Here is a 24426-nt window from a genome sequence, read left to right as displayed (position 1 = left end):
TAAGCCTCGTTTCTCCGAACCAGCTGTCTCGATATCCACTATATCGGTATTGTGGGCCGTCAACAACGAGGGACACGCGTCACAGGTACGCCAACACCACCGTAAGCGCCATGAGCGCCGCGCACAACAGGATGATCGACCAGCGTGAGGCATACCACGGGGTCGATTTCGGCGAGGCGTGCCGGCTTCGGCGTTTCGCCTTGCGCGGCGGTTCTGCGGCCACGCGACGATGCCGTCCCCTGCGCGGCACCTCTTCGTCGGTGACGTCGCCGCGTCCTGCCGACTGGCTTGCCGGACGGCTTTTGTGCGAGGCCGTCCGCCTGCCACGGGTGCCGGGCGAGGCATTGCCACGGCCGTTGCGCGATGCGCGGCGTGCGCGACGTGACGCACGACGCGTCGACGCCGGGCCTTCGGCATGTGTATGCCCCTCGGTCTTCGACGGATACCCCTCGCCGTCGACGGCATCGGCCGCGGACGATCCGCTGGCACGCGAATCGTCCTGGCGGGTCATGAGAGGCTCTTCGGGCAGGGATTTGGCGAGTTCCGCAAGTTCGGGGCTGACGCCTGATTCGGAGAAATCACTCGACATCCTGCGCACTTTAGCGAGCAACTGCTCGAAGGATTGTTCGTCGGCGTCGTCGCCGGCATTGGCTTTCTGACGTGCGCCGCGGTATTCCATATCAATCAGGTCGCTCAGATAGGAGTTGACGTCGATGCGCAGATCCTGATCCAAGGCAAGCGACACCGACGGGGAAAGCGAATCATAGCCAAGCGATTCGGCCATGTCCCTTTCCACGTCATGTGTCTGTCGTGCTGCCATGTCCTATGTGTCAAACCTATTCGAACGTTGTCCCGATCCTATGATGACGCCTGCCGGAATTACAGGCTGAAAAGCGAGCTGCTCTGAGTGCTGCCGCTCGACCCGACGAACGGGCTGGTGATGGGTTCGATGCTCTGCGAGTCATCGGCCTTCTGCGGGGCTGCGGACGGAGTGGCGCTGGTCGTCAGCGCCGCGCTGGCGGAGGCGGCGGTGCCGGTCTTGCCTGCGGGGACTGCCGCGACCGTGCTGCTTTCCAGTGAGTCGAAAGAGTTGAGGAGCACGGAGCGCATGTCGTTGACGCGCGTCATCAATGCGGACTCGAGTTCGCGCAGATGATCGATGTGCGCCTGCAGCCTGCCGATCTCACGGTCGGCCACCGCGCGGCGCTGTCGGGTCTCGCGTTCGGCGACATCCTTGGCCTCTTGGATGATGGAGACGCGGAACTTCTCGGCCTCGTCTTCCTTCTCGGCGGCCACCTGGTTCGCATTGTCCAGCACGGTCCTGGCCTTGGTGAGGATGGCGTCGGACTCCTGCTGTGCCTCGGCTCGGCGCTGCGCGATGTTCTTCAGCATGCTGTCGATCTGAGACGAGGCGTCGGCGCGCTGCTTGGTAATCAGGGACCTGGATGATTCGAGTTCGTCGGCGGCCTTCTTCAGGGTCTCGGCCTTGGAGATCTCCGCATCGCGCAGGATCTGCTTGGACTTGTCGTCGGCGTCGTTGAGGATCTTCGCGGCCTGCGACTTCGCGTCGTTGAGCATCGCCTCTGACTTGCTGCGCGCCTCGTCGAGCAGACGACGGGACTCGGTGATGTTCTTCTGCGCCTCCTCGTTGGCCTTCTCCTTGATGCGGACGGCGCTCTGTTCGGCCTCCTGGCTCTGCGCCGCAAGGCTCTTGGCCTGCTCGACCTTCTCGGCGGCAAGCGTGGTCTGCCAGACGGCACGCTGCTTGTCGAGATCGGCCTTGGTGGCCTCACGGAGGTTCTCGAGCTCCATGTCAAGCGAGCTGCGGCGTTCCGCGATCTCCTTGTCGGCGCGCTTCTTGTCGGCGTCGATCTTCGCGGCGGTGTCCTTCTTCAGCTGGCGGGACTCCTCGTTGGCACGCTCGAGGATGCCGACGGACTTCTTGCGGGCTTCGGCGAGGATGAGCTGGACGTCATCGTTGGCCTTCTGCACCATGTCGGCGATCTGCTGGGCGGATTCGCGCTTGTGGTCGGCCGCTTCGCGCTTGGCGCGGGCGATGAGCTCCGTGCTCGTCTTTTCGGCTGCGTTGAGCAGCTGCTGGGCGCTGGCACCAAGATACTTGACCGAGTTGTGCGTCGAGCTCTGCGCCTTCTCCTCGGCGGCCGCGACGCGCTTGCGCGCATCCTCGAGCTGCATCTGCGTCGAATGGTATTCGCTCTGCAGATTCGACACGGTGTTCTTGAGATCCTCGATCTGGTTCTTCAACTTCGAGGTTTCCGAAGCCGTTCGCGAGACGTAATCATCGACCGGTTCCTTGTCGTAACCGCGGAAAGCTATAGGAAACTCCGAATCCATCTTCCGTGCCCTTTCTCCTGTCCCAGTGTGTACATTCGCAGACCATGATAGCATGATACGAATGAGTTCGGCTGTATTGAGCCGTGTTATTTGGCGATGTCGCCGTGATTATCCGCACAAACCCCGGCTGTTCGCACACAACAAGGCGGGGCCCGCTTCGCTCGCCGCGAAGAGAACCCCGCCTACGCGTTATGCCGTTGCCTGAAAATCAGCACACCTTCCACATCCAGTTGTGCGGATCCTCGATCTCGCCCAGCTGGATGCCGAGCAGCTCGTTGCGCAGGTCCACGGTGAGCTTGCCCGACTCGCCGTCAGCCACGGTGACGTCGAACTTCTCGGACTTGAACCGGCCGATCGGCGTGATGATGGCGGCGGTGCCGCAGGCGAACACCTCGGTGACCTCGCCGGACTTGATGTCCTCGAGCAGCTGGTCGAGCGCGATCATGGTCTCCACCACGTCGATGCCACGGTCCTGCATGAGCTGAATCAGGGAGCGACGGGTCACGCCCGGCAGGATGTTGCCGGTCAGCGACGGGGTCTCCACGTGGCCGTCCTTGTGCACAACCATCATGTTCATGCCGCCGAGCTCCTCAAGGTAGGTCTTGGTGGCGGCGTCGACGAAGCAGACCTGCTGGCAGCCGTTCTCGATGCCCTTGTACTCGCCGAGCAGCGAGGCGGCGTAGTTGCCGCCGCACTTGGCGAAACCGGTGCCGCCGGGGCCGGTGCGGAACCACTTGTCCTCCACCCAGATGCTCACCGGCTTGACGCCGCCCGGGAAGTACGGGCCGGACGGGGACGCGATCACGCAATAGTCGACCTCGTGCGGGGCGCGTACGCCGAGGAACGGCTCGGAGGCGAACATGAACGGACGCATGTACAGCGTGTATTCACGACGGGAGGGCACCCAGTTGACGTCGCGCTTGACGAGCGCGGCCACGGAGCCGATGAAGTCGTCGATGGGCAGTTCGGGCAGGTACAGGCGCTTGGCGGAGTTCTGGAAGCGCTCGGCGTTCGCGTCCGGGCGGAACAGCCAGGTGGAGCCGTCGGCGTGACGGTACGCCTTGAGGCCTTCGAAGCACTCCTGCGCATAGTGCAGCACGGAAGCGCCGGGGTCCATCTTGAGCGGCGCGTACGGCTCGATGCGGCGGTCGCCCCAGCCTTCGCCCTTGGTCCACGTCATATGGGCCATGTTGTCGGAGAAGACCTGGCCGAACGCCGGCTTGTCGATGAGCTCGGCGCGCTTCGCGTCGGATGCGGGGTTCTCGTTCGGCAGCACGGTGAACGGTTCGACGAGCTTGTCGAGCCCTGCCGGGTCGTGATGATTCTGTTCAGTCATAACTTTTTACTTCTTTGATGGTCGCCGCCGGCACGCCGACGGACGCAGGTACATCGTTTATTGCGGTCAGTCCGCGCTTCTGGCGCCGACTCTGCAAGATACTTTCTCACACCGTCGATGGCGGAGCGTGATCTCGTTCACATTATGAAAAAGCCCACCGACGGGGGTGGGCTTTCCCATGTCATTCAGCCTTCATGCGGTCGTTCCGGTCTTGCCGGAAGAACCTCACTTGGCGGCCGGGGCGGCAGCGGCGTCAGCGGCCGGAGCGGCGTCAGCGTCGGCAGCCGGGGCGGCAGCGGCGGTGGACTCGGTGGCGTCCTCAGGCACCTCGACGGTGACCACGGAGGCTTCCGGCTCGTCCATGTCGAGCTCGGCGCCCTCGGGCAGCACGACGTCCTTGAGCAGGACCTTGGTGCCGTCGGTGAGGCCGTCGACGTTCACGACGATCTTCTCGGGCAGGTTGGCGACATCGGCACGGACCTTGATCTCCTGCATGTCGACGAACGCGACGGCGGCGCCCTTCGGCGTGCCCTCGACGAACACCGGCACCTCGACGTCGATCTTCTCGCCGGCCTTGACCTCATAGAAGTCGATGTGCTCGACGATGCGCTTGACGGGGTTGCGCTGCACGTCCTTGACGACGGCCATCTTGGTCTCGTCGCCGAAGGTGATGGAGAACAGGGCGTTGGTGTGACGCAGGGCCAGCGTGGTCTCCTTCATGGGGAGCTTCACGTAGGTGGGCTGCTCGCCGCCCGCGTACAGGGTGGCGGGGATGAGCTTGGCGACGCGCATACGGCGGGCAGCGCCCTTGCCGAACTCGTCGCGGACTTCGCCTTCGAGCTTGATGGTGGTAGCCATGACAAATCTCCTTGGATGATGTTGTTACTGTCGTTCTGTCTTTTGACGCCACGACGCGCCGCAGAACCCATCCTGGAACAAGATCCAAGGAACGAATCTCACGCCGAGTCGATTACGGAGACCTCTGCGGTCTCCCTCGCCAAAGCAACAGCAGTCAATGATACTCACGTCACGGACAAAATGCTTGTCAGCGACGTGCCTCACGTTTTTTGAGCGCGTAACGCATAGTGGTGCCTCATCGGGAATGAGCGCGAACGGTATCGGTCCTGTTTGGCTTGTCTTATGGAAGACAGGACCGGCATGGCGACGAAACGGCAGGTCACCCTGAGGTTCAGGGATGAGTACATGAAGGCGTCGAAGAAGGACAAGGGACGCATCCTCGACGAGATGTGCTCCGTATTGGCGATCGGCAGGAGCACCGCGCGGCGCCTGCTCGCCGATGCGGGGAGGGACAATGCGCCGCCACAGGAGCCGGCGCACCGGCCGAAGCGGTATTCCAGGCAGTCGCGGGACCTGCTGGCCCAGGTGTGGCTGATGATGGACATGCCGTGCGGAAAGTACCTCGAGGCGATGCTGCCCCTGTGGCTGCCCACGCTGCGCGTGCACGGCGAACTCGCCGAATGGGACGAGGACGCGTTCCGGCAGCTGGAGCGGACGGGCGCGGCCACGATGGACCGGTACCTCAAGGAGACGCGCGACGCGGCCAGGGGCAGGGGGATCGCGGCCACCCGGCCCGCAGGCGAGCTTGCGCGGCTCGACCGCGATCAGGAAGGCCTGCGACGAGCTCGACGGCCTTCCGGGCAACGTCGAGGCCGACACCGTCGCCCACTGCGGCCCGAGCCTGAAGGGCGAGTTCTGCCGCACCCTGACCGTGGTCGACTTCGCCACCGGCTGGACCGCGAACGCGTCGTGCCGCAACAACGCGTTCGCCAACCTCTCCAAGGCCGAGGCGGCGATCGAGGGGAGGCTGCCGTTCCGCATCCGCTCCTACGACCATGACAACGGCAGCGAGTCCGTCAACCACGACATGATCGCCTGGCTCCAGGAACGCGACATCGAACAGACCCGCTCCCGCCCCTACCGCAAGAACGACCAGGCCACCGTCGAATCCAGGAACAACCACATCGTGCGCCGCCACGCGTTCTACTACCGGTACACCATCGACGAGCTCGACCTGCCCGACGAATTGTGGGAGCTGGTGGACGTCAAAGCCAACCTGTCCGCCCCGTCCAAGAAGCCCGTCGGCCGGTCCAGCACCCGCGACGGGCGCCCCCGACGCGTCTACGACGCGCCCCGCACCCCCTGGCAGCGGCTCAGGGAGTTCGACGAAGCCGACCGGGCCGCCGGCGGGCAGGGCTTCATCCTCCCCGGTCGGAAGGAGGAGATCGAACGGACCATCGCCTCCACGAACCCCGCCGAACTCGTCCGCCGCATCCACGCCATACAGGACCGGCTCGAGGAGCTGGCCGCCCCACGCACCGCCAGACTCGCCAGACGGGTCGGGCCGGACATGGCATACTCGGACAGGACGCTCGCAAGACTCGCGGGCGCCGAACCGGAAGACGACGAGACCCCACAGGCCAACAAGGACTAGGATTTCGCGCTCACCTTCGGTGAGGCACCACTCCGGATTTCGCGCTCACTTTCAAATGAGGCACCTCGGTCAGCTCTTTCGCCCGACACCGCGAATCCGCGGCTGTCGATGCACGGTCGGCGCCGCATTCGGACTTACAATCGTATCAATGGCCAGTAGCGGTCCGGCAGGGAGGTTGCGATGGAACGCAATACGTCAAAGGTTGTTCTTGGTGGCGGCATCGCCGCATCGCTGTGCGTGGCGCTGACGTACGGCGTCGCAAAGCTGCTGTTTTCGGGCGCGTTGGATGCGCAGTGGAAGCATTCCAAGCTTCGCTCCCCCGGCGAACGCCCCGAATCAGGCCCCCGTCTTGACGCCGAGGAGGAGGCCGCGGCCGCCGACTGGTTCGACCAGTCCAAGCAGCCGGTCGTGGTGAGCGCCGAGGACGACATCCAGCTGCATGGCTGGCTGTTCGACCCGGACTGCGTGGACGCGAAGCCGCACTTGTATGCGATCTGCTGTCACGGGTATGCCGGCGAGCCTGCCGACATGGCGAAATACGCGCACCGGTTCGCCCGCATGGGATTCACCGTATTGACGCCGTCGATGCGCGCCCATGGGCTGAGCGAAGGCCGTTACGCCGGCATGGGCTGGCTTGACCGTCGTGATCTGATGCGTTGGATCTCGCTGATCGTGGACAGCGACCCTCAGGCGCGGATTCTGCTGCAGGGCCGTTCGATGGGTGCCGCCGCGGTGATGATGACCGTCGGCGAGCCAGATCTGCCACGGAATGTGAAGGCCGCGGTCGAGGATTGCGGCTATGCGAGCGTGGACCGGCAGTTCGTGGATGTGCTGCGCTCGTCTTTCCATCTCCCGCGCATTCTGGCGGTTCCGATCGTGAACACGATGAGCCTGATCTGCGAGCGGCATGCCGGGTACGGTTTTGCGCAGGCGTCGTGTCTGGAGCAGCTGCATCATGCCACGGTCCCGATGCTGTTCATCCATGGCGGCGACGATGATTTCGTGCCGCCTCGGGCCTTGGATGAGAACTTCGACGCGTGCGCCAGCATCGACCGGCAGAAGCTGCTGATCCCTTCGGCCGGTCATTCGATGTGCGCGAGCACCGCCCCGATCGTCTACTGGAAGACGATCGGCAACTTCGTCAACCGCATCTTCCACCTGAACGACTGACCGACAATCCCGCCCCGCCTCACACACAAACAAGAGGGGCCCATCCGTTATGGATGGGCCCCTCTCATGTTGTGACATCACGCAATCACTGCCTGATTTTTGGGAATTGATTGCGTGACGCGTGTGTCAGCAAGGCATACAACTCCGCATCTACGGGAATTGATTGCGTGACGCGTGTGTCAGCAAGGCGCACCGAGGGAAGGCGTGCTCAGGCACGTCGATCGAGGAGCAACGTAGCTGACACTCCGTCACGCAATCAATTCCTTGACGGCGGCGATGACGGCTTGCAGCCCCTGCTTCGCGTCGCCGAACAGCATCTGGGTGTTGGGCTCGAAGTAGAGCTCGTTTTCGATGCCGGCGTAGCCTTTGCCGCGGCCGCGTTTCATGACGACGACGTTTTGGGCTTTGTCGACGTCGAGGATGGGCATGCCGGAGACGGGGGTGCCGGGGCGGCGTGCGGCGGGGTTGGTGACGTCGTTGGCGCCGACGACGAGGGCGACGTTGGCGGAGGGGAACTGGGGGTTGATGTCGTCGAGGTCGATGAGCTCTTCGTAGGGGACGTTGGCTTCGGCGAGGAGGACGTTCATGTGGCCGGGCATGCGGCCTGCGACGGGGTGGATGGCGTAGGAGACTTCGACGCCGTGGTTCTTGAGGAGTTCGCCGAGGTCGGCGAGTTCACGCTGGGCCTGTGCTTGGGCGAGGCCGAAGCCGGGGACGAAGATGACCTTGTCGGCGTAGACGAGCTGGACGGCGACGTCGTCGGCGGTGGTCTCCTTCATGGTGCCTTCGGGGCCGTCGGAGGATCCCGCGGCGCTGGAGGCGCCGCCGAATCCGCCGGCGAGGACGGACATGAGCGGCCGGTTCATGGCCTTGGACATGGCGAGCGACAACGTGACGCCGGCGGCGCCGACGAGGGCGCCGGCGACGATGAGGGCGATGTTGTTGATGGCGAGGCCGGACATGGCGACGGCGGTGCCGGTGCAGGCGTTGAGCACGGAGATGACGACGGGCATGTCGGCTCCGCCGATGGGGATGACGAAGACGAGTCCGTAGCCGAGGGCGAACACGGTGGTGAGGACGGACCACAGGAGCCGCTGTTCGGGCTGGATGCAGAGCATGACGAAGGCGGCGACTGTGAGGATGATGAATCCGATGTTCCACACGCCCTTGGCCGGCAGGGTGAGCTTGCGCAGGAACTTGACGCCTTGGAGCTTGCCGGCGGCGACGAGGGAGCCGGTGAAGGTGACCGATCCGATCATGATGCCGAGTCCGGCGGTGATGAGGACGACGAGGCCGGGCAGCTGTTCGGAGGTGAGGATGTCGTTGAGGGCGACGAGTGCGGCCGCGCCGCCGCCGACGGTGTTGAAGACGGAGACGAGTTGCGGCATGTCGGTCATTTTGACTTTGCGGGCGCTCCAGACGCCGACGATGGTGCCGATGGCGATGCCGGCGACGAGCAGCGCGACGGCGACGCCGTGCTGGAACCCGTTGGCGATCTCGCTTTCGAGCAGCACGATGAAGGCCATGACGCAGGCCATGACCATGCCGGCGGCGGAGATGAGGTTGCCGCGGCGGGCGGTCTTGGGCGAGTTCATGAGGTGCAGGCCGACGACGAAGAGGACGGCGGCGAGCAGGTACACGAACCATTCGATGACGCCGAGCGGCGTGCTGAGGATCTCTTGCAACGTACCCATTTACTTGTCCTTTCCGTTGGTCGCGGCGTCTTTGCCGTTCGACTTGGTTTTGTCGGATTTGAACATCTCGAGCATGCGGTCGGTGACGACGTAGCCGCCGACGACGTTCATGGTGCCGAGCACGGCGGCGAGGAAGATGAACACCCATGCGAGTGGCGATGTGGCGTGTGCGGCGACGATGACGACGCCGACGATGACGATGCCGTGGATCGAGTTGGCCCCGGACATGAGCGGGGTGTGCAGGGTCGCGGGGACCTTGCCGATGACTTCGACGCCGATGAGCAGCGCCAGGATGAACAATGTGATGGCGACGATGATGTCCATGATCGTTTCTCCTCCTATGCCTTGCCGGCCTGTGCCGCGCTGTCGGGGCGTCCGGCGACGACGAGCGCGTCGTCGAGTTCCTCGCCGGGGGTGATGGTCAGGGCGCCGTCGCGCACGAAGTGGGCGAGCACGTCGGCGACGTTGCGCGCGAGCAGGTTGGAGGCGGTGTTGGCTACCTCGCTGGAGAGATACGGCGCGCCGATGATGGTCACTCCCCCGTCGGTCACCTGGGTGCCGACGGACGATCCTTCGACGTTGCCGCCGAGCTCGCTGGCGGCGCAGTCGACGATGACGGCTCCGCGTTTGAGCCCGTCGACGCCGGCCTTGGTGAGCAGCAGCGGCGGCTTGCGTCCGGGGACCTTGGCGGTGGTGATGATCACGTCGAACCCGGCGGCCTTCTCGTCGACGGCGGCCTGCTGGGCGGCCTGCTCCTCGGCGGTGAGCTGGCGGGCGTAGCCGCCTTCGCCCTGGCCGGCGGAGAAGTCAAGCCCGAGGTCGAGGAACTTGGCTCCCAATGATTCGACTTCGCCGCGTGATGCGGGGCGTACGTCGTACGCGGTGACGACGGCGCCGAGGCGCTTTGCGGTGCCGATGGCCTGCAGGCCTGCGATGCCGGCGCCGAGGATCAGCACCTTGGCTGGTCTGACGGTGCCCGCGGCCGTGGTCATCATCGGGAAGAACGATCCGTATGCGTTGGCGGCGACGAGTGCGGCCTTGTATCCCATGACCGAGTTCTGGGAGGTCATCTCGTCCATGGACTGCGCGGAGCTGAGCTGTCGCGGCAGCCGTTCCATGGCGATGCCGACGAGTCCGGTCTTGCTGAGCGCGGCCACGTACTGGTCGTCGGTGAACGAGCCGAGCATGCCGATCACCCAGGTTCCCGGCTTGATGCCGGCGAGCCGGCCCTCATCCGGGCGGCCTACGAAGCCGAGCGCGTCCGCTTCGGCGATGATCGCGTCGGCGTCGAGCACCCGCGCGCCGGCTTTCTCGTAATCGTTGTCGACATATCCGGCGGCGATGCCGGCATCGTGTTCGATCAGGCAGGACACGCCGGCCTTGCGCAGTCGTGTGACGATGTCGGGGGTCAACGCGACACGCGACTCGTCGGTCGTGGTCTCGTTCAGGACGCCGAACGTCACCGTGGGCTCTTGGATTGCTGCCATGAGTCCCCTTTCCTCGTTGAATCGGGAAGCAGCCTTTGCTTCCGTTACGTGGGACAGTGTAGCCGATACCCGCAGAGAACCGGCGTTTCGTCCCATCGTGCGGGACGGTCGTGCGAGCCTGCCGGGTCACGGTCGCGCAGCGGTGGAAGCGCCGCGCACCCTACGCGCGACTGGCTTCCCTACGCTACCGTAAGGTGAAGTTGGCGGGCGCAAGGACTATTATGCATAAGTTAGCAAGCTTTCCATAGGGTCAAGGAGCATCACGTGTCATTGTTCAGCTCGATCAGACGGCAAACCGCGAATCTTACGCGCAAGGCGCTGCGGCTCGGGGGCGATTTCGCGCATCCGGTGAGTGATGACTCCTCGAACGAGCCGGATTATCCGCAGAACGCGCAGTTCGAGACGCTCAATGACGCGGTCTCGTTGCCCCACACCGACGAGTGGGGTCCCGGCTATCCGACGACCACGTTCATCGATCCGGTGACCGGACTGCTGACGGCGCAGACGAAGGGCAACGCCCCGCTTGACATCCATACGACGATCTACAGCATCTACGCCGAGCGCGCCGAGCGTATGGGCGACAAGCCGCTGTACACGTTCAAGCGCGACGGCGAATGGGTGACCAAGACGGCCAACGAGTTCCTCGCCGAGGTGCGCCAGGTCGCCAAGGGTCTGCTGCGGTATGGTCTGAAGAAGGGCGACGCCGTGGCGTTCATGTGCCGTACGTCGTACGAGTGGGACCTTGCCGACGCGGCCATCATGGCGTGCGGCGGCGTGCTCGCCTCGATCTACGACACCGATTCCGCCGAGCAGATCCGCAACATCGTCAACAATTCCGACGCCCGCCTGCTCATCGTCCAGGACACGGCGATGCGAGACAAGGCCGACGGCGCGATCGAGGACTGCCCGTCGCTGGAGCATATCGTGTGCATCGAGACAGGTGGTCTGGACGAGATCGCCGCCTATGGTGATTCCGTGAGCGACGAGGAGCTGGACGAGCGCATCGACTCGCTGAAGAAGACCGACATGTGCTCGATCATCTACACCTCCGGCTCCACCTCCGCGCCGAAGGGCGTCGAGATGTCGCACGAGAACTACTGCACGGACGCGTTCAACCTGCGCGACTACATGCCCGACCTGCTGCAGCATGACGCGAACGGTTCGATTCTGCTGTTCCTGCCGCAGGCGCACACGTTCGCCCGTGCCATCAACTACATCTGCGTGGCCAGCAACCTGCGCATCTACATCGCTACCGGCATCAAGACGCTGCTCTCCGACCTTCAGGCGGCCCGTCCCACGGTGATGATCGTGGTGCCGCGCGTGTTGGAGAAGGTGTACAACGCGGCCTCGCAGAAGGCCGGCCACGGCGCGAAGGGCGTCGTGTTCGCCGCCGCGGTGACCGCCGCCCAGCAGTACATGAAGGAGGTCAGCGAGCACGGCAAGGCCAAGAAGCTGACCGCCATGCGCCGCGCGTCCTTCGACCCGGTGGTGTACAAGTCGCTGCGCGACGTGCTCGGCGGCCGCGTCCGCTGGATCGTCTCGGGCGGCGCCCCGCTCGACCCCGAGCTGATGAACTTCTTCCGCGGCGCCGGCGTGCCGGTGTATGAGGGCTATGGTCTGACCGAGACGACCGCGCCCTGCGCGTTCAACCCGCTGGGCGTCACGTTCCATGAGGGTTCCGTCGGCATCCCGTTCCCGAGCTTCAGCCTGCGCATCGCCGAGGACGGCGAGATCCAGGTCTCCGGACCGGTCGTGTTCCACCGCTACCACAAGAACGACGAGGCCACCGAAGGCGCGTTCACCGAGGACGGCTGGCATCGCACCGGCGATCTGGGCCGGCTTGACCATGAGGGCTTCCTGTACATCACCGGCCGCAAGAAGGACCTGATCATCACCGCAGGCGGCAAGAACGTGGCCCCCGGCCCGATCGAGGAAGTCATCCAGCGGTGCGAGATCGTCTCGCAGGCGCTGGTGCTCGGCGACAAGCGCCCGTTCATCTCGGCGCTCATCACGCTGGATGAGGAGTCGCTGCGCCCGTGGCTCGAGGCCAAGGGTCTGGACCGTGACATGAGCATGGAGGAAGCCGCCGATAACGCTGCGGTGCGCGCCGAAGTGCAGAAGTGGGTCGATCAGGCCAACGAGGGCGTCTCGCGCGCCGAATCGGTGCGCAAGTTCATCATCCTGCCTGAGGAGTTCAGCCAGGAGAACGGTCTGCTGACCGCCTCGCTCAAGGTGATTCGTCCGAAGGTCATCAAGCGCTATTCGACGTTGCTCAACACGCAGATGTACGTGAAGCGAGCCAAGTAGCTGAAGCCCGCATGTATGGTGAGGGGGCGGAATCCTGTCCGGGATTCCGCCCCCTCACCATACATGCGTCTTGAAGTAGGGATTGACTGGGACTTTCGCTCGCTTACAGTGCGCGGGTGACCACCCTCAGTCTCGCTTCGCTCGACAGCTCCCGCCAGCGGGAGCGGCGCTCCCCCAATCGGCCTCCAGCCGGCTTCGCGACAGCCCCGCCGGAGGAAGCGAATGTACTCGAATTCTCGCCCCCGCTGGCGGGGGCTGTCGGCGAAGTCGACTGGTGGTGGTCTGTCGGGCAAGCAGCCGCGATAGCGAGCTGCGAAGCTATTCCAGGCCGTTGGGAAAGCTGGAAGCCGAGCTTCTCCAACTGCTTGGCTGAGCCGTGAAGCGGACAGCCCTGTGGGCTGTCCGTAGGCGAAGTGAGCAGCCGCGATAGCGAGCTGCGAAGCGATCCCAAGCAGTTGGAGAAACTAGAATCCTAGTTTCTCCAACTGCTTGGGATCGGACTGCCAGCCTTTGGCGACTTTGACGTGCAGGTCGAGCTTCGCCTTGCCGCCGACGATGCGGTTGACGGGCGTGCGCAGGCGCTTCTTCACCTGCACGAGATGCTCGGCGCCACGGCCGATGATGATCGGCTTCTGCGAGTCGCGTTCCACGTAGATCGACACGACGACGTGGATCTTGCCGTCGTACGCCACACCGGACTCGTTGTCCTGCGGGTATTCGATGGAGTCGACGACGACGGCCAGTGAATGCGGCAGTTCGTCGTCGAGCTCCTCGAGGAACGCGCCGCGGATCATCTCGGCGATGGTCTCTTCGGGACGTTCCTCGCTGATCTGGTCGTCGGGGTACATCTTGGGCCCTTCGGGCGTGTTGGCGATGAGGACCTTCTGCACTTCGACGAGATTGTCGTGTTCGAGGGCGCTCACGGGCACGATGTCGGTGAAGTTCGCGAACTGGTCGATCTCCATGAGCTTGTCGATGAGCTGCTGGCGTCCGAGTTCGTCGATCTTGGTGACGATCGCGATGAGCGGCACCTTCCATGTGAACGTGCCGTCGTCCTGCTTGACGCCGAAGTCGGTGCGCAGACGGCTGAGGATGCGCTTGTCGCCGGGGCCGATCTCCTGGTCGGCGGGCAACAGGAACGCGATGGCGTCCACATCGGAGAGGGACTCCTCCACGACGTCGTTGAGCCGCTGGCCGAGCAGCGTGCGCGGGCGGTGGATGCCCGGCGTGTCGACCAGCACGAGCTGCGCGTTCTCGGTGGTGAGGATGCCTCGGATCGCCTTTCGCGTGGTTTCGGGGCGCGAGGATGCGATGGCGATCTGCTTGCCGATCAGCGCGTTGATGAGCGTCGACTTGCCGACGTTCGGGCGTCCCACCACGGCGACGAACCCGGACCGGTATGGCGGCCGGTCCTGTTTTGCCGTGTCCGAGGCAGTCGCCGCGGCCTTCTCGGTGATGTCGTTCGTCTTCGTTGCTGCTTCGTTCATCTTGTTCCGTTCTGCATATGGTTGTTGCGGGCCGATGCCCGGTTGCGTCACTTGACTGTGGTTACTTGGCCGTGCCGTCCGCCCCATGGTCGTCGCCGGTGCGGACGTCAGCGGATTCGCCGTGCCCGTTTTCGCGTTCGCCCTGGTCGGCAGCCGTGTCGTCGTCACGTGCGTCCGCCGGCTCGACGACGATCATGGAGACCTTCTTGCGGCGTCCTGCAGTATCGACTGCGGTCAGTCGCAGGCCTCGCGTGACCGCGGTCGCGCCGACGATCGGCACACGGCCGATGAGTTTCGTGAGCAGTCCGTAGACGGTGTCCACGTCGTCCTCGTCGATGTCGATTTCGAACAGCTCCTCGAGCGTGGCGATGGGCGTGCGCGCCGGCATCTTCCATTTGCGCTCGCCGATCTTCTCCGGCTCGCTGCGCTGGGTGCGGTCGTGTTCGTCCTCGAGTTCGCCGACGATCTGCTCGATGGCGTCCTCGATGGTGACCATGCCGGCGATGCCGCCGTATTCGTCGACGACGATGGCGACATGCTGCCTCGTCTGCTGCATGGCGTGGAAGAGGTCGTCCACCGGCTTGGACTCGGGCACGAGCATCGGCTGGCGCACGATGGTGGCGACCGCCCGGCTTTGCGCGGGCGGGTTGAACGCGATGGCACGGACCGCGTCCTTGAGGTAGGCGACGCCGATGAGGTCGTCGACGTCCTCGCCGATGACGGGCACGCGGGAGAAGCCGGATCGCGAGCACAGCTTGAGCATGTCGGCGAGCGTGGCGTCCTTGTCGAGGCAGATCATGTCGGTGCGCGGCACCATGATCTCGCGGGTGAGCGTCTCGGAGAGCATCAGCACGTTGCGCAGCATCTCGGAGACCTCCGGGTCGAAGTCGTTCGCCTCGACGAGACGGTCGATCGTGGCCTTGCCCTGCTCGAGCTGAATCTTCTCCAGCTCCTCGTCCTCGGACAGGTCGGAGGATTCCTTGGAACGGCTGCGCTTCTGCCCCTGCTGTCCGCCGATCTTGGCGAACGGGGTGAGCACCACCGCGATCTTGACGAGCGTCGCGCTGGAGAGCATGATGTCGATGGGCTTGATCGCTCCCGCCGACCGCGGCCTGACCAAAATCGATACGACGCCGACGATCAGCGCGAACACGAACCCGCACAGCAGCTCCAGCCATATCGGTGCTTCGAGCAGCGCCGCCAGACAGGCGACGAGCACGCCGTCAAGCACGTTGCAGGTGATGCGGAAGAACGCGCAGCTGCCTGAGGTGGCGTACCGGTCGGCGATGAGATGCTGGACCGTGTGGATGCGGCCGATCTTCTTCATGCGCGTGAACTGGCTGGTCTCCGTGTCGGTCTGCACTTCGAGGATCTTGTTGTTGAGCCCCGCCCGCGTGACGCGGCCGACGGCGCTCTCCGCAGCCGCCATGGTCAGGGAGAACCACACGAGCAACGCGGCGACGACCACGAGCGCGGCGATCAGCGCCAGGGTCGACGGTTCGGTGATCGGCATGTCAGTCCTTCCGTTCGGTGATCTGGCGTCCGGAGCCGTGCAACGCGTCGTATTGGGCGAGCGCGTCCGTCGCGCCGGCGGGCAGCGTGGCCTGTTCGATGGACTGATGGCGCACGGCGAGGAACGTGAGCAGCAGCTGGCGCTGCAGCCCGAACATCTGTCGTTCCTGCTCGGGGTTGACGTGATCGTACCCGAGCAGGTGCAGCGTGCCGTGGATGGTCAGGAGCATCATCTCCTCCATGGTGCTGTGGCCGGCGGCCGCCGCCTGCTGCGCCGCGACCCACGGGCAGATGACGATGTCGCCGAGCACGCCTTCCATCACGGTCTTGCCGTCTCCCGGGCGCAGCTCGTCCATGGGGAAGCTCATCACGTCGGTGGGGCCTTCGAGGTTCATCCACCGTTCGTGCAGCTCGGCGATCGGGTCCGGGTCGACGAACAGGATCGTCAGGTCGGACTGGGTGCTGACGCGCATCTGGTCCATCACCCACAGTCCAAGATCCGAGAACGCCTTCGCGTCGATGTTCCATACGGTCTCATTGGTCACTTCAACGCTCATCGCGTTCGCTGTCCTTCCCCTTCGGCTTGTTGGCGTTGCTGTCGGTGCCGTTGCCGGCGCTGCTGTGTGCGCGCATGTCGCGCAGCCGCTCGCGCATGGCGGCGTGCCTGTCGTACGCTTCGACGATGCGGCCCACCAGCTCGTGGCGTACGACGTCGACGGCGGTCAGGTGGGCGAAGGCGATGTCGTCGATGCCGCCGAGGATGCCTTCGATGGTCCGCAAACCGGACTTCGGCACGGTCAGGTCGATCTGCGTCACGTCGCCGGTGATGACCATCGTCGTGTTGAAGCCGAGTCGGGTGAGGAACATCTTCATCTGCTGCTCGGTCGTGTTCTGCGCCTCGTCGAGGATGACGAACGCGTCGTTGAGCGTGCGTCCGCGCATGTAGGCGAGCGGGGCGACCTCGATGGTGCCGTCGTCCATGAACCGGTGCAGCTGGTCTGGGCCGAGCATGTCGGAAAGCGCGTCGTACAGCGGCCGCAGATACGGGTCGACCTTGTCGTTGAGCGTGCCGGGCAGGAATCCGAGGTTCTCCCCCGCTTCGACCGCCGGACGGGTCAGGATGATGCGCCTGATGCGCTTCTCCTGGAAGGCACGCACCGCCTTCGCGACAGCCAGATACGTCTTGCCGGTGCCTGCCGGTCCGATGGCGAACGTGATGGTGTGCGTGTCGACCGCGTTCATGTAGGCGATCTGCCCGGCGGTCTTCGCACGGACCGGCTGGCCGGCCGCGAACGTGATGACGCCGGGGATGCGCGGCTTGCGGTAGTCGCCGCCGTCCGACGTCTGGGAGCGTACGGCATGGACGTCGCCGCGCGGGAACGCCGGCCCTGCGGCGTTGCGCGGCATGACGGTGACCGGCCGGCCGCCTTGCTGCGCGCGCACCTTGTTGCGCAGGACGTCCTGGTCAAGCAGCCTGCGGACGGTGTCGGCGTCCATCGGAGCCCCGTAAGCCGCCTTGACGATGCTGCGCACGGCTTCCTCGGCCTTCGCGGCCTGGGATTCGGTCGACTTGGAATGCGACAGGATGGCGACCCTGTTGCCCCTGACGATGATCGTCAGCTCGGGGAAGGCGCGCTCGACCTCGCGGATGACCTCATCCACCGGCCCGAACACGGCGACGGGGTCCAGTTCGGGGGGAACGGTGATGGTTCGTGTCGTAGTGGTCACAACACCCCTTCTACTCGTCGAGCTTTTCGCCGGTGAGCACGTGCGCGTGCACGTGGAACACGGTCTGCCCGGCGTCGAGGCCGGTGTTGAACACGAGACGGTAGGCTCCGTGGAACGCGTCGTCCGCGATGGACTGCGCGACGGCGACGATGTGCGCCAGCTGCTGCGGATCGTCCTTGGCGAGTTCGGCGACGTTCGCGTAGTGCCGCTTCGGCACGATCAGCACATGCACCTTGGCCTTCGGATTGATGTCCTTGAACGCATAGGTGGTCTCGTCCTCATAGACCTTGGTGCTGGGGGTCTGCCCTGCGATGATCTTGCAGAACAGGCAGTCGTCCGACTCGCTCATATGTTGCTCCTTCGGGAATGTCAGTTGCCGTTTTCATGGTATTGCCGCCGTCGGATATTCCCGCCGCCGCGGCGCAGCGCCGCAACGTCACGCGGCGGCGCGGCCTTCCGTCACCGGAACCTGCCGAGCGCCCTCGCAAGCAGAGACAACGCCACGGGGCCCGCGCAGGACGCGCGCAGGATGTTCTCGCCGAGCACGACGCTAGCCGCGCCCGCCTGAACGAACATGTCGACCTCCTCTTCGGCGATGCCGCCTTCAGGGCCGACCACGACGCTCACCGTCCGCGGCTTGCCGTCCGCAAGGCAGCGGTCGACCATCGTCGCGATGGACTCCTCGACGCTCGACCATGTCGCCGTCGCGTCCTGGTGCAGCACGATCACCAGGTCGCCGTGCACGCACGCACGCCGGCAGATCGCCGTCACCTGCTTCGAGGAGACGCACTCCCCCAGCTGCGGCGTCCACACACGCCGCGACTGCTCGGTGGCGGCCTCGAGCACCTGCATCCACTTGCGGTCCGTGCGTCCCGCCTTCCATTTGGCGATGGACCGGTTGGCCTGCCATGGGATCACCTCGTCCACGCCGATCTGCGTGGCCATGTCGATGGCCGTCTCGTCATGGCCGTTCTTCGCCAGCGCCTGAATGAGCGCCAGACGCGTGACGGGCTGCGGGGTGCGGCCGACGCTGTCGACGGAGACGAGCCCGGCCTGCACGTCGGACACGGTGGCGTGCACCGCCAGGCCGCATCCGTCGGACAGGGTCAGCCGGTCGCCTTCGGCCAGCCGCATGGATCCCAAGGCATGCCGTTTGACGGCCGCGGGCAGCGTGATGGTCCATCCCGCGTTGAGGCCGTCGCCGTTCACCGGCACGTTGTCGGTCTTCGGGTCGAACAGAAATACAGGTTCAGTCATGGATACAAGGCTACACAGAGCCGTTGTCACCGACCGATTCCTTGCAGCACAAGGCGACACGCCGTATACACGGCCCGATTTGGCAATCCCGCGGCCGCAGGCTATAGTTGCAACTCGTTGCCTGACAACGACACTTGTCCGAGTGGCGGAATGGTAGACGCGCAAGCTTGAGGTGCTTGTGCCTATTTTATACAGGCGTGTGGGTTCAAGTCCCATCTCGGACACGAACGAAAACCCCTTGGAAACAAGGGGTTTTCTTGTATCCGCATCCCCTGTCGCCCAACCTTCGGAAAGGTCCCCATGCGTTTCATCACCATCGACTCCATCAACGACGAACGGGTGTCGGCCTACGTCAACCTCACCGAAATCCAGCTGCGCAACCGTCTGGAACCGGCGAAGGGCCTGTTCATCGCGGAGTCGCCGAAGGTCATCGACCGCGCACTGGCCGCAGGCCGAGAGCCCATCTCGCTGCTCGTCGAGGAGCCGTGGATCGAGGGCATGCAGGCCGAGTTCGCAGCGATCGACGCCAAGTGGGGGCCGGACGTCCCCGTGTACGTCGCCTCCCCCGAGCAGCTGCGACAGCTGACCGGCTACCGGCTTCACCGCGGCGCCCTCGCGGCCATGCGCCGCTGGAAGCTGCCCACCGTCGAAGACGTGTGCCGCGACGCCCGCCGCGTCGCCGTCATGGAGAACATCGTCGACCACACCAACGTCGGTGCGCTGATGCGCTCGGCCGCCGCGCTCGACGTCGACGCCGTGCTCGTCACCCCCTCGTGCGGCGACCCGCTGTACCGGCGCGCCGCCCGTGTCTCGATGGGCACCGTGTTCCAGATTCCATGGACCCGCATCGGCGACGACGCCCATTCCTGGCCGCGCGAAGGCCTGGCGCGGCTCAACGGCCTCGGTTTCACGACGGTCGCCATGGCGCTCAGCGACGATTCGATCTCGCTCGGCGAGCTGACCCGACGTCTCAACAACGACCCCGGCTCCCCCGACCACATCGAACGCATCGCACTGATCTTCGGCACCGAAGGCGACGGCCTGTCCCGCCACACCATCGCCGGAGCCGACCTGACGGTGAAGATCCCCATGTCCCACGGCGTCGACAGCCTGAACGTCGCCGCCTCGAGCGCCGTCGCCTTCTATGCGACCTCGCCGCAGCGCGCGCTCGAGTGACGAAGGAATGACATGACGCGCCGGCGTGCCGCAAGACACGCCGAAATACGTCATTCAGGATGGTTTTTTCGAGACACGCGCCGCCTGTTCCTTGCACTCGGCCGGAAATGTGCAATCATAGTTGGTGTAGCCCCGGCAAGGAAGCAGGAGCACGCAAAGCCGTGCAACGCCGGCCCAGGCGTTGTGGACAACGAGAGGAGCACCCTGATGGCGAAGAACAAGCAGAAAATTCTTTCCATCGTTCTGGCAGGCGGCGAAGGCACCCGTCTCATGCCATTGACCCGCGACCGCGCGAAGCCGGCCGTCCCGTTCGGCGGAGTCTTCCGCCTGATCGATTTCCCGCTGAGTAATCTGGTGAACTCCGATTACCGGCACATCATCGTGCTGACCCAGTACAAGTCGCATTCGCTCGACCGCCATATCTCCCAGATGTGGCGTTTCTCCTCGCTGCTCGGCAACTACGTCTCCCCTGTGCCCGCACAGCAGCGTCTCGGCAAGCACTGGTACCTCGGCTCCGCCGACGCCATCTACCAGACCATCAACATCATCGAGGACGTGCAGCCGGATATCGTCGTCATCGTCGGCGCCGATCACGTCTACCGCATGGACTTCGGCCAGATGGTCGAACAGCACATCGAATCCGGCGCCGAATTCACGGTGGCCGGCATCCGCCAGCCGATCGCCCAGTCGAACCAGTTCGGCGTGATCAGCGTGGATCCGAACCATCCGAACCAGATCCGCGAGTTCCAGGAGAAGCCGGCCACGACCGAAGGACTGCCGGACGACCCGAACTCGTTCCTCGCCTCGATGGGCAACTACGTGGCGAACACGGACGCCCTGTTCGACGCGCTCGCCAAGGACGAGAAGGCCGAGGACACGAAGCACGACATGGGTGGCGACATCGCCCCGTACTTCGCCGCTCGCGGCGAGGCCGGCGTGTACGACTTCAACTCGAACGTGATTCCCGGCGCGACGCCGACCGACCACGCCTACTGGCGCGACGTGGGTACCATCAAGCAGTTCTACGATGCGCACATGGACCTCATCGCCTACGTGCCCGAGTTCAACCTGTACAACCAGGCGTGGCCGATCTACACGAACTCCGGCACGCTGCCGCCCGCCAAGTTCGTGCACGCCGGCCGTGACCGTCTCGGCCACGCGACCGACTCGATCGTCTCCCCCGGCGTCATCGTCTCCGGCGGCGAGGTGCACCACTCGGTGCTCTCCCCGAACGTGCGCATCCACTCGTGGGCGCAGGTCGTGGATTCGGTGCTGTTCGACGGCGTGATCGTGAACCGTCGCGCCCGCGTGTACAAGGCGATCCTCGACAAGAACGTGGTCCTGACCGAGAACTCCACCGTCGGCATCGACACGGAGAAGGATCTGGCTCGCGGCTTCACCGTCACGCCGGAAGGCATCACCGTGGTGCCGAAGGGCACTGTGGTCGACGACTGATATACGGTTTGACACCATCCCTATAGCAAATGGGGCTTCCCGAAAGGGAAGCCCCATTGTCGTTGGGCTTCAGTGCCGAAGCCCAGACCATCGATAAGTTCAGTACTTCGGCATGTTGTCGAAGTTGAAGCCGAGCGCGGCGAGCTGGTCGCGGCCTTCGGGAGTGATCTTGTCGACCGTCCAGCGCGGGTTCCACGTCCAGTCGATGCGGAACTCCTCGACAAGGCCGGCGAGCGTGCTGGCGCATTCGTCCTCGATGAGGTCGGTCAGCGGGCAGGCCGGCGTGGTGAGCGTCATCGTGATGATCGCGCGGCCCAGTTCGTCGATTTCGATGCCGTAGACGAGGCCAAGGTCGATGACGTCGATGCCAAGCTCGGGGTCGATGACCTGATGGAGCGCCTCCTTGACGTCTTCGGCGGTCGCACGGCCGATGTCGTCGACGGCCTTGAGCGGGATGTCATCCTCGCTGCTGTGCTCGCCGGCATGGTCGCCGTCCTGGCATTCGCTCTTCGGATGACGCCCGCACGCGCACATGTCCTCGCCGGACTGCGTGCCGGCCGCGGCGGTCGGAGCCGGATGGCCGTTGGGGAATCCCGCGGCCAGCTTCGGGTTCGCCATTACTCGACGAGCCGCTTCCTCGTCGCCGAGGACCTCGTTTACCGCGTCGAACACCGACGGCTGCGGCTCAGGTACCAGATTGTCGCTCATTGCTCTCCAAACATTGGTGGGTGGGATGACTGCAGGGGGCCTATCCCCCGCATGCATGTCGCTCCGGCTTCCAGCGTACTACGCGTCACGGCCGAAGCACAGTGTCATTTCGCTGCCAGCGCCTTGGCCACGGAATCGCGCATGCCCTCCCAGCCAAGGAGCGCGCATTTGATGCGCATCGGATACTTCGAGACGCCCTGGAACACGACGGCATCGCCGAGACGCTCCTCCTTGTCCTCGTCGCCGAGGCCGGCGCCGCGCGATTCCATGAGCTGATGGAAGTCACGGAACAGCTCCATTGCCTCGTCGACCGTCTTGCCGGCGCACAGGTCGACCATGACGGACAGGCTCGCCTGCGAAATCGAGCATCCGTGGCCGTCCCACACGAGTCGTTCGATGGTGTGCGGCTCCTTGTCGGAGACTTCGGCATGCACGGTCGCCTCGTCGCCGCACGTGGGGTTGAACTGGTGCGACTCGCCGGGTGTGCAGTATTCATGGCTGGCGCGGATCACGGTGTCGCCGCTGCCCTCCTTGGCCAAGTCTGGGGCGAAATGCTCGCGGCCATGCGGGTCGCGTGCGGCTTCCAGGATCACCTCCTGGTACATCTGCTCCAGATCGTCGCCACTCATGCCGAAATCGCTCATGCATGTCTCCTTTCCCACGGTCATGGGCCTGTGGTCACTCATCCTGCTCGTTCATCCTGCGTGATGAACGCGGGCCGAATACGTACTATAGAATCCCGTATGAACTTATACCGCTGTGTCAACAGCAAAGGAACCGCCGTCGGATCCGTGAAGGTCCAGGACGGCGGCTCCCGCTCCCCCACGTGCGGAGGATGCTCCACGCAGGGGGACATGGCCGTATCGTGCAGGTCCGCTCAGGCCGCGCCGAAGAACGGGCGCACGCCCTTGACCGCCTCGACCAGGGCCTGCGCCTCTTCGACCGTGTTGTACACGCCGGAGGATGCGCGGTTGGAGGCGTAGAGCCCGAAGTGGCGGTGCACCGGCTGGGCGCAGTGGTGGCCGACGCGGATGGCGATGCCCTGCGCGTCGATGTACTGGCCGACGTCATGCGGGTGGACGCCGGCGACGTCGAACGCGACGGTGCCGATGCGGTCCACGTTCTCGCGGGGGCCGAGGATGCGCACGCCGTCGATGTCGCCGAGTTTGAGCAGCTCGGCGGCAATGGTCTTCTCGTGCGCTTCGATGTTCTCGAGCCCGATGTTCATCATCCAGTCGGCGGCGACGCCTGCGGCGACGACCTGCGCGACCGGCTGGGTGCCGGCTTCGAATCGTGCCGGCGGCTCCATGTACTGTGCCGGCTGGTCCATCCATGCGAGTTCGACCATGGAACCGCCGAAGTTGGCCGGCGGCAGGGCCTCGAGCAGCTCGCGGCGGCCATAGAGGAAGCCTACGCCGGTGGGGCCGTACATCTTGTGCGCGCTCCAGGCGGCGAAGTCGACGCCCATCGCGTGGAAGTCGACCTTGATGTGAGGCACCGACTGGCAGGCGTCGAGGATGAACAGGGCGCCGACCTCATGGGCGCGGCGCACGATCGGCGCGATGTCGGTGATGGCGCCCGTGGTGTTGCCTACGTGCGTGACCGCGACGACCTTGGTGCGTTCGGTGATGACCTCGTCGAGGTTGTCGGTGCGCACGCGGCCGTCTTCGGTCAGGTCGATCCACTTGAAGGTGGCGCCGGTGCGGTAGGCGAGCTCCTGGAACGGCAGCAGCACGGAATGGTGTTCGGCCTTGGAGACGACGATCTCGTCGCCGGGCTTCAGGGCGAACCGTTTGGCGGCCTCGCCTCCGCGCCCCAGCGAGGCGTTGCCGAACGCGGTGGCCAGCAAATTGAGGCCCGCAGTGGCGCCAGCGGTGACGACGACCTCCTCCTCGCCTTCGGTAGCGTTCGCGCCGACGAGCCTGGCGACCTTGGCGCGGGCGTCTTCGAACGCCTCCGTGGCACGTGCCGCGAGCTCATGGGCGCCGCGGTGCACGCCGGCGTTGATCGTACGGTAGAAATCCGCCTCCGCGTCGATCACGCACTGCGGCTTCTGCGAGGTAGCCGCCGAATCGAGATACACGAGCGGATGCCCATGAATCTCCTGCTTCAGAATCGGAAACTCATCCCTGATCGCTGCAAAATCTGTCATATTTTTCCCCTTTCCAGTGACTTCGACGCACTGTCCGCACGCATGCACCCAATCGAGCGTGTGCGGGGAGGCGCCGGTTCACGACCGTATGCTTGGCCGAACGGCCTTGAGTGTGTCGTGGACCGGCGCCTCCCCGCACACGCGGTCACC

Annotated in this window: 21 protein-coding genes and 1 tRNA gene; 6 read left to right on the top strand and 16 right to left on the bottom strand. The window is 64.9% G+C overall.

All coding sequences use genetic code 11. The features are described from left to right. Positions 1-79: 79 nt before the first annotated feature. From F7D09_RS01110 to F7D09_RS01095, 4 genes are all read right to left on the bottom strand, one after another. Positions 80-784, bottom strand: a complete 705-nt coding sequence (locus F7D09_RS01110; protein ID WP_152233606.1) for a hypothetical protein — start codon at positions 782-784, stop codon at positions 80-82. A 95-nt stretch (positions 785-879) separates the two neighbouring features. Further along, a complete protein-coding gene (locus F7D09_RS01105; protein WP_193312256.1) occupies positions 880-2355 on the bottom strand; it encodes a DivIVA domain-containing protein in 1476 nt (491 codons plus the stop codon). A gap of 208 nt (positions 2356-2563) precedes the next feature. Continuing rightward, positions 2564-3691, bottom strand: coding sequence for a branched-chain amino acid aminotransferase (locus F7D09_RS01100; RefSeq protein WP_152233604.1), 1128 nt, complete (start codon positions 3689-3691; stop codon positions 2564-2566). Between the two features lie 225 nt (positions 3692-3916). Beyond that, positions 3917-4549: a 50S ribosomal protein L25/general stress protein Ctc gene (locus F7D09_RS01095; RefSeq protein WP_152233603.1), complete on the bottom strand. Its 633-nt coding sequence runs from the start codon at positions 4547-4549 to the stop codon at positions 3917-3919. Between the two features lie 745 nt (positions 4550-5294). Between F7D09_RS01095 and F7D09_RS11285 the strand changes: the two genes are divergently transcribed. Continuing rightward, positions 5295-6143: an integrase catalytic domain-containing protein gene (locus tag F7D09_RS11285; RefSeq protein ID WP_226835809.1), complete on the top strand. Its 849-nt coding sequence runs from the start codon at positions 5295-5297 to the stop codon at positions 6141-6143. A 180-nt stretch (positions 6144-6323) separates the two neighbouring features. After that, entirely contained in the window at positions 6324-7313 is a 990-nt protein-coding gene (locus tag F7D09_RS01085; RefSeq protein ID WP_152233602.1) for an alpha/beta hydrolase, read from the top strand. A gap of 248 nt (positions 7314-7561) precedes the next feature. Here the strand turns inward: F7D09_RS01085 and F7D09_RS01080 are convergent, their stop codons facing one another. From F7D09_RS01080 to F7D09_RS01070, 3 genes are read right to left on the bottom strand one after another with little or no spacing between them, the layout of a single operon-like run. Continuing rightward, positions 7562-9007, bottom strand: coding sequence for an NAD(P)(+) transhydrogenase (Re/Si-specific) subunit beta (locus F7D09_RS01080; protein WP_152233601.1), 1446 nt, complete (start codon positions 9005-9007; stop codon positions 7562-7564). Next, the gene (locus F7D09_RS01075; protein WP_152233600.1) at positions 9008-9331 is read right to left on the bottom strand and encodes an NAD(P) transhydrogenase subunit alpha; all 324 of its coding nucleotides are present in this window, start codon (positions 9329-9331) and stop codon (positions 9008-9010) included. 14 nt (positions 9332-9345) lie between these two features. After that, positions 9346-10494, bottom strand: a complete 1149-nt coding sequence (locus tag F7D09_RS01070) for an NAD(P) transhydrogenase subunit alpha (RefSeq protein ID WP_152233599.1) — start codon at positions 10492-10494, stop codon at positions 9346-9348. Between the two features lie 264 nt (positions 10495-10758). On the opposite strand from F7D09_RS01070, the gene F7D09_RS01065 reads away from it, so the two are divergent. After that, on the top strand, positions 10759-12801 hold the full coding sequence (locus tag F7D09_RS01065; protein ID WP_152233598.1) for an AMP-dependent synthetase/ligase: 2043 nt from the start codon (positions 10759-10761) through the stop codon (positions 12799-12801). Positions 12802-13265: 464 nt separating this feature from the next. Here F7D09_RS01065 and era read toward each other — a convergent pair whose 3' ends face one another. From era to F7D09_RS01035, 6 genes are all read right to left on the bottom strand, one after another. Next, positions 13266-14288 carry a GTPase Era gene (gene era, locus F7D09_RS01060; RefSeq protein WP_152233597.1) on the bottom strand — a complete coding sequence of 341 codons (1023 nt, stop codon included), beginning with the start codon at positions 14286-14288 and terminating at the stop codon, positions 13266-13268. Positions 14289-14349: 61 nt separating this feature from the next. Then, positions 14350-15801, bottom strand: a complete 1452-nt coding sequence (locus F7D09_RS01055; protein WP_152233596.1) for a hemolysin family protein — start codon at positions 15799-15801, stop codon at positions 14350-14352. Between the two features lies 1 nt (position 15802). After that, on the bottom strand, positions 15803-16357 hold the full coding sequence (gene ybeY, locus F7D09_RS01050) for an rRNA maturation RNase YbeY (RefSeq protein ID WP_152233595.1): 555 nt from the start codon (positions 16355-16357) through the stop codon (positions 15803-15805). Next, the gene (locus F7D09_RS01045; protein ID WP_152233594.1) at positions 16347-17528 is read right to left on the bottom strand and encodes a PhoH family protein; all 1182 of its coding nucleotides are present in this window, start codon (positions 17526-17528) and stop codon (positions 16347-16349) included. The genes ybeY and F7D09_RS01045 overlap by 11 nt, the downstream gene beginning before the upstream one ends. A gap of 10 nt (positions 17529-17538) precedes the next feature. Further along, positions 17539-17877, bottom strand: coding sequence for a histidine triad nucleotide-binding protein (locus F7D09_RS01040; protein WP_152233593.1), 339 nt, complete (start codon positions 17875-17877; stop codon positions 17539-17541). A gap of 110 nt (positions 17878-17987) precedes the next feature. After that, positions 17988-18785 carry a 16S rRNA (uracil(1498)-N(3))-methyltransferase gene (locus F7D09_RS01035; RefSeq protein WP_152233592.1) on the bottom strand — a complete coding sequence of 266 codons (798 nt, stop codon included), beginning with the start codon at positions 18783-18785 and terminating at the stop codon, positions 17988-17990. Positions 18786-18921: 136 nt separating this feature from the next. Between F7D09_RS01035 and F7D09_RS01030 the strand changes: the two genes are divergently transcribed. The 3 genes from F7D09_RS01030 (at position 18922) to glgC (ending at position 21416) form a co-directional block, all read left to right on the top strand. Further along, positions 18922-19009 (top strand) — tRNA-Leu (locus F7D09_RS01030). Between the two features lie 76 nt (positions 19010-19085). Further along, on the top strand, positions 19086-19961 hold the full coding sequence (locus F7D09_RS01025) for a TrmH family RNA methyltransferase (RefSeq protein WP_152233591.1): 876 nt from the start codon (positions 19086-19088) through the stop codon (positions 19959-19961). 207 nt (positions 19962-20168) lie between these two features. After that, a complete protein-coding gene (glgC, locus tag F7D09_RS01020) occupies positions 20169-21416 on the top strand; it encodes a glucose-1-phosphate adenylyltransferase (RefSeq protein WP_152233590.1) in 1248 nt (415 codons plus the stop codon). A gap of 99 nt (positions 21417-21515) precedes the next feature. Here glgC and F7D09_RS01015 read toward each other — a convergent pair whose 3' ends face one another. From F7D09_RS01015 to F7D09_RS01005, 3 genes are all read right to left on the bottom strand, one after another. Then, a complete protein-coding gene (locus F7D09_RS01015; protein ID WP_152233589.1) occupies positions 21516-22124 on the bottom strand; it encodes a metal-sulfur cluster assembly factor in 609 nt (202 codons plus the stop codon). Between the two features lie 104 nt (positions 22125-22228). Continuing rightward, on the bottom strand, positions 22229-22768 hold the full coding sequence (gene sufU, locus F7D09_RS01010; protein ID WP_152233588.1) for a Fe-S cluster assembly sulfur transfer protein SufU: 540 nt from the start codon (positions 22766-22768) through the stop codon (positions 22229-22231). 233 nt (positions 22769-23001) lie between these two features. Next, on the bottom strand, positions 23002-24276 hold the full coding sequence (locus F7D09_RS01005) for a cysteine desulfurase (RefSeq protein WP_152233587.1): 1275 nt from the start codon (positions 24274-24276) through the stop codon (positions 23002-23004). Between the last annotated feature and the right edge of the window lie 150 nt (positions 24277-24426).

Source organism: Bifidobacterium leontopitheci (assembly GCF_009193355.1).
Lineage (GTDB): Bacteria > Actinomycetota > Actinomycetes > Actinomycetales > Bifidobacteriaceae > Bifidobacterium > Bifidobacterium leontopitheci.
Note: the sequence above shows the minus strand (reverse complement) of the source record. Positions and strands in the feature narration are given on the sequence as shown.

Bases quoted from the DNA above. Each gene is read 5' to 3' on its own strand.
- F7D09_RS01110 (WP_152233606.1), bottom strand. From the start codon at position 784: ATGGCCGAATCGCTTGGCTATGATTCGCTTTCCCCGTCGGTGTCGCTT.
- F7D09_RS01105 (WP_193312256.1), bottom strand. From the start codon at position 2,355: ATGGATTCGGAGTTTCCTATAGCTTTCCGCGGTTACGACAAGGAACCG.
- F7D09_RS01100 (WP_152233604.1), bottom strand. From the start codon at position 3,691: ATGACTGAACAGAATCATCACGACCCGGCAGGGCTCGACAAGCTCGTC.
- F7D09_RS01095 (WP_152233603.1), bottom strand. From the start codon at position 4,549: ATGGCTACCACCATCAAGCTCGAAGGCGAAGTCCGCGACGAGTTCGGC.
- F7D09_RS01085 (WP_152233602.1), top strand. From the start codon at position 6,324: ATGGAACGCAATACGTCAAAGGTTGTTCTTGGTGGCGGCATCGCCGCA.
- F7D09_RS01080 (WP_152233601.1), bottom strand. From the start codon at position 9,007: ATGGGTACGTTGCAAGAGATCCTCAGCACGCCGCTCGGCGTCATCGAA.
- F7D09_RS01075 (WP_152233600.1), bottom strand. From the start codon at position 9,331: ATGGACATCATCGTCGCCATCACATTGTTCATCCTGGCGCTGCTCATC.
- F7D09_RS01070 (WP_152233599.1), bottom strand. From the start codon at position 10,494: ATGGCAGCAATCCAAGAGCCCACGGTGACGTTCGGCGTCCTGAACGAG.
- era (WP_152233597.1), bottom strand. From the start codon at position 14,288: ATGAACGAAGCAGCAACGAAGACGAACGACATCACCGAGAAGGCCGCG.
- F7D09_RS01055 (WP_152233596.1), bottom strand. From the start codon at position 15,801: ATGCCGATCACCGAACCGTCGACCCTGGCGCTGATCGCCGCGCTCGTG.
- ybeY (WP_152233595.1), bottom strand. From the start codon at position 16,357: ATGAGCGTTGAAGTGACCAATGAGACCGTATGGAACATCGACGCGAAG.
- F7D09_RS01040 (WP_152233593.1), bottom strand. From the start codon at position 17,877: ATGAGCGAGTCGGACGACTGCCTGTTCTGCAAGATCATCGCAGGGCAG.
- F7D09_RS01035 (WP_152233592.1), bottom strand. From the start codon at position 18,785: ATGACTGAACCTGTATTTCTGTTCGACCCGAAGACCGACAACGTGCCG.
- F7D09_RS01025 (WP_152233591.1), top strand. From the start codon at position 19,086: ATGCGTTTCATCACCATCGACTCCATCAACGACGAACGGGTGTCGGCC.
- glgC (WP_152233590.1), top strand. From the start codon at position 20,169: ATGGCGAAGAACAAGCAGAAAATTCTTTCCATCGTTCTGGCAGGCGGC.
- F7D09_RS01015 (WP_152233589.1), bottom strand. From the start codon at position 22,124: ATGAGCGACAATCTGGTACCTGAGCCGCAGCCGTCGGTGTTCGACGCG.
- sufU (WP_152233588.1), bottom strand. From the start codon at position 22,768: ATGAGCGATTTCGGCATGAGTGGCGACGATCTGGAGCAGATGTACCAG.
- F7D09_RS01005 (WP_152233587.1), bottom strand. From the start codon at position 24,276: ATGACAGATTTTGCAGCGATCAGGGATGAGTTTCCGATTCTGAAGCAG.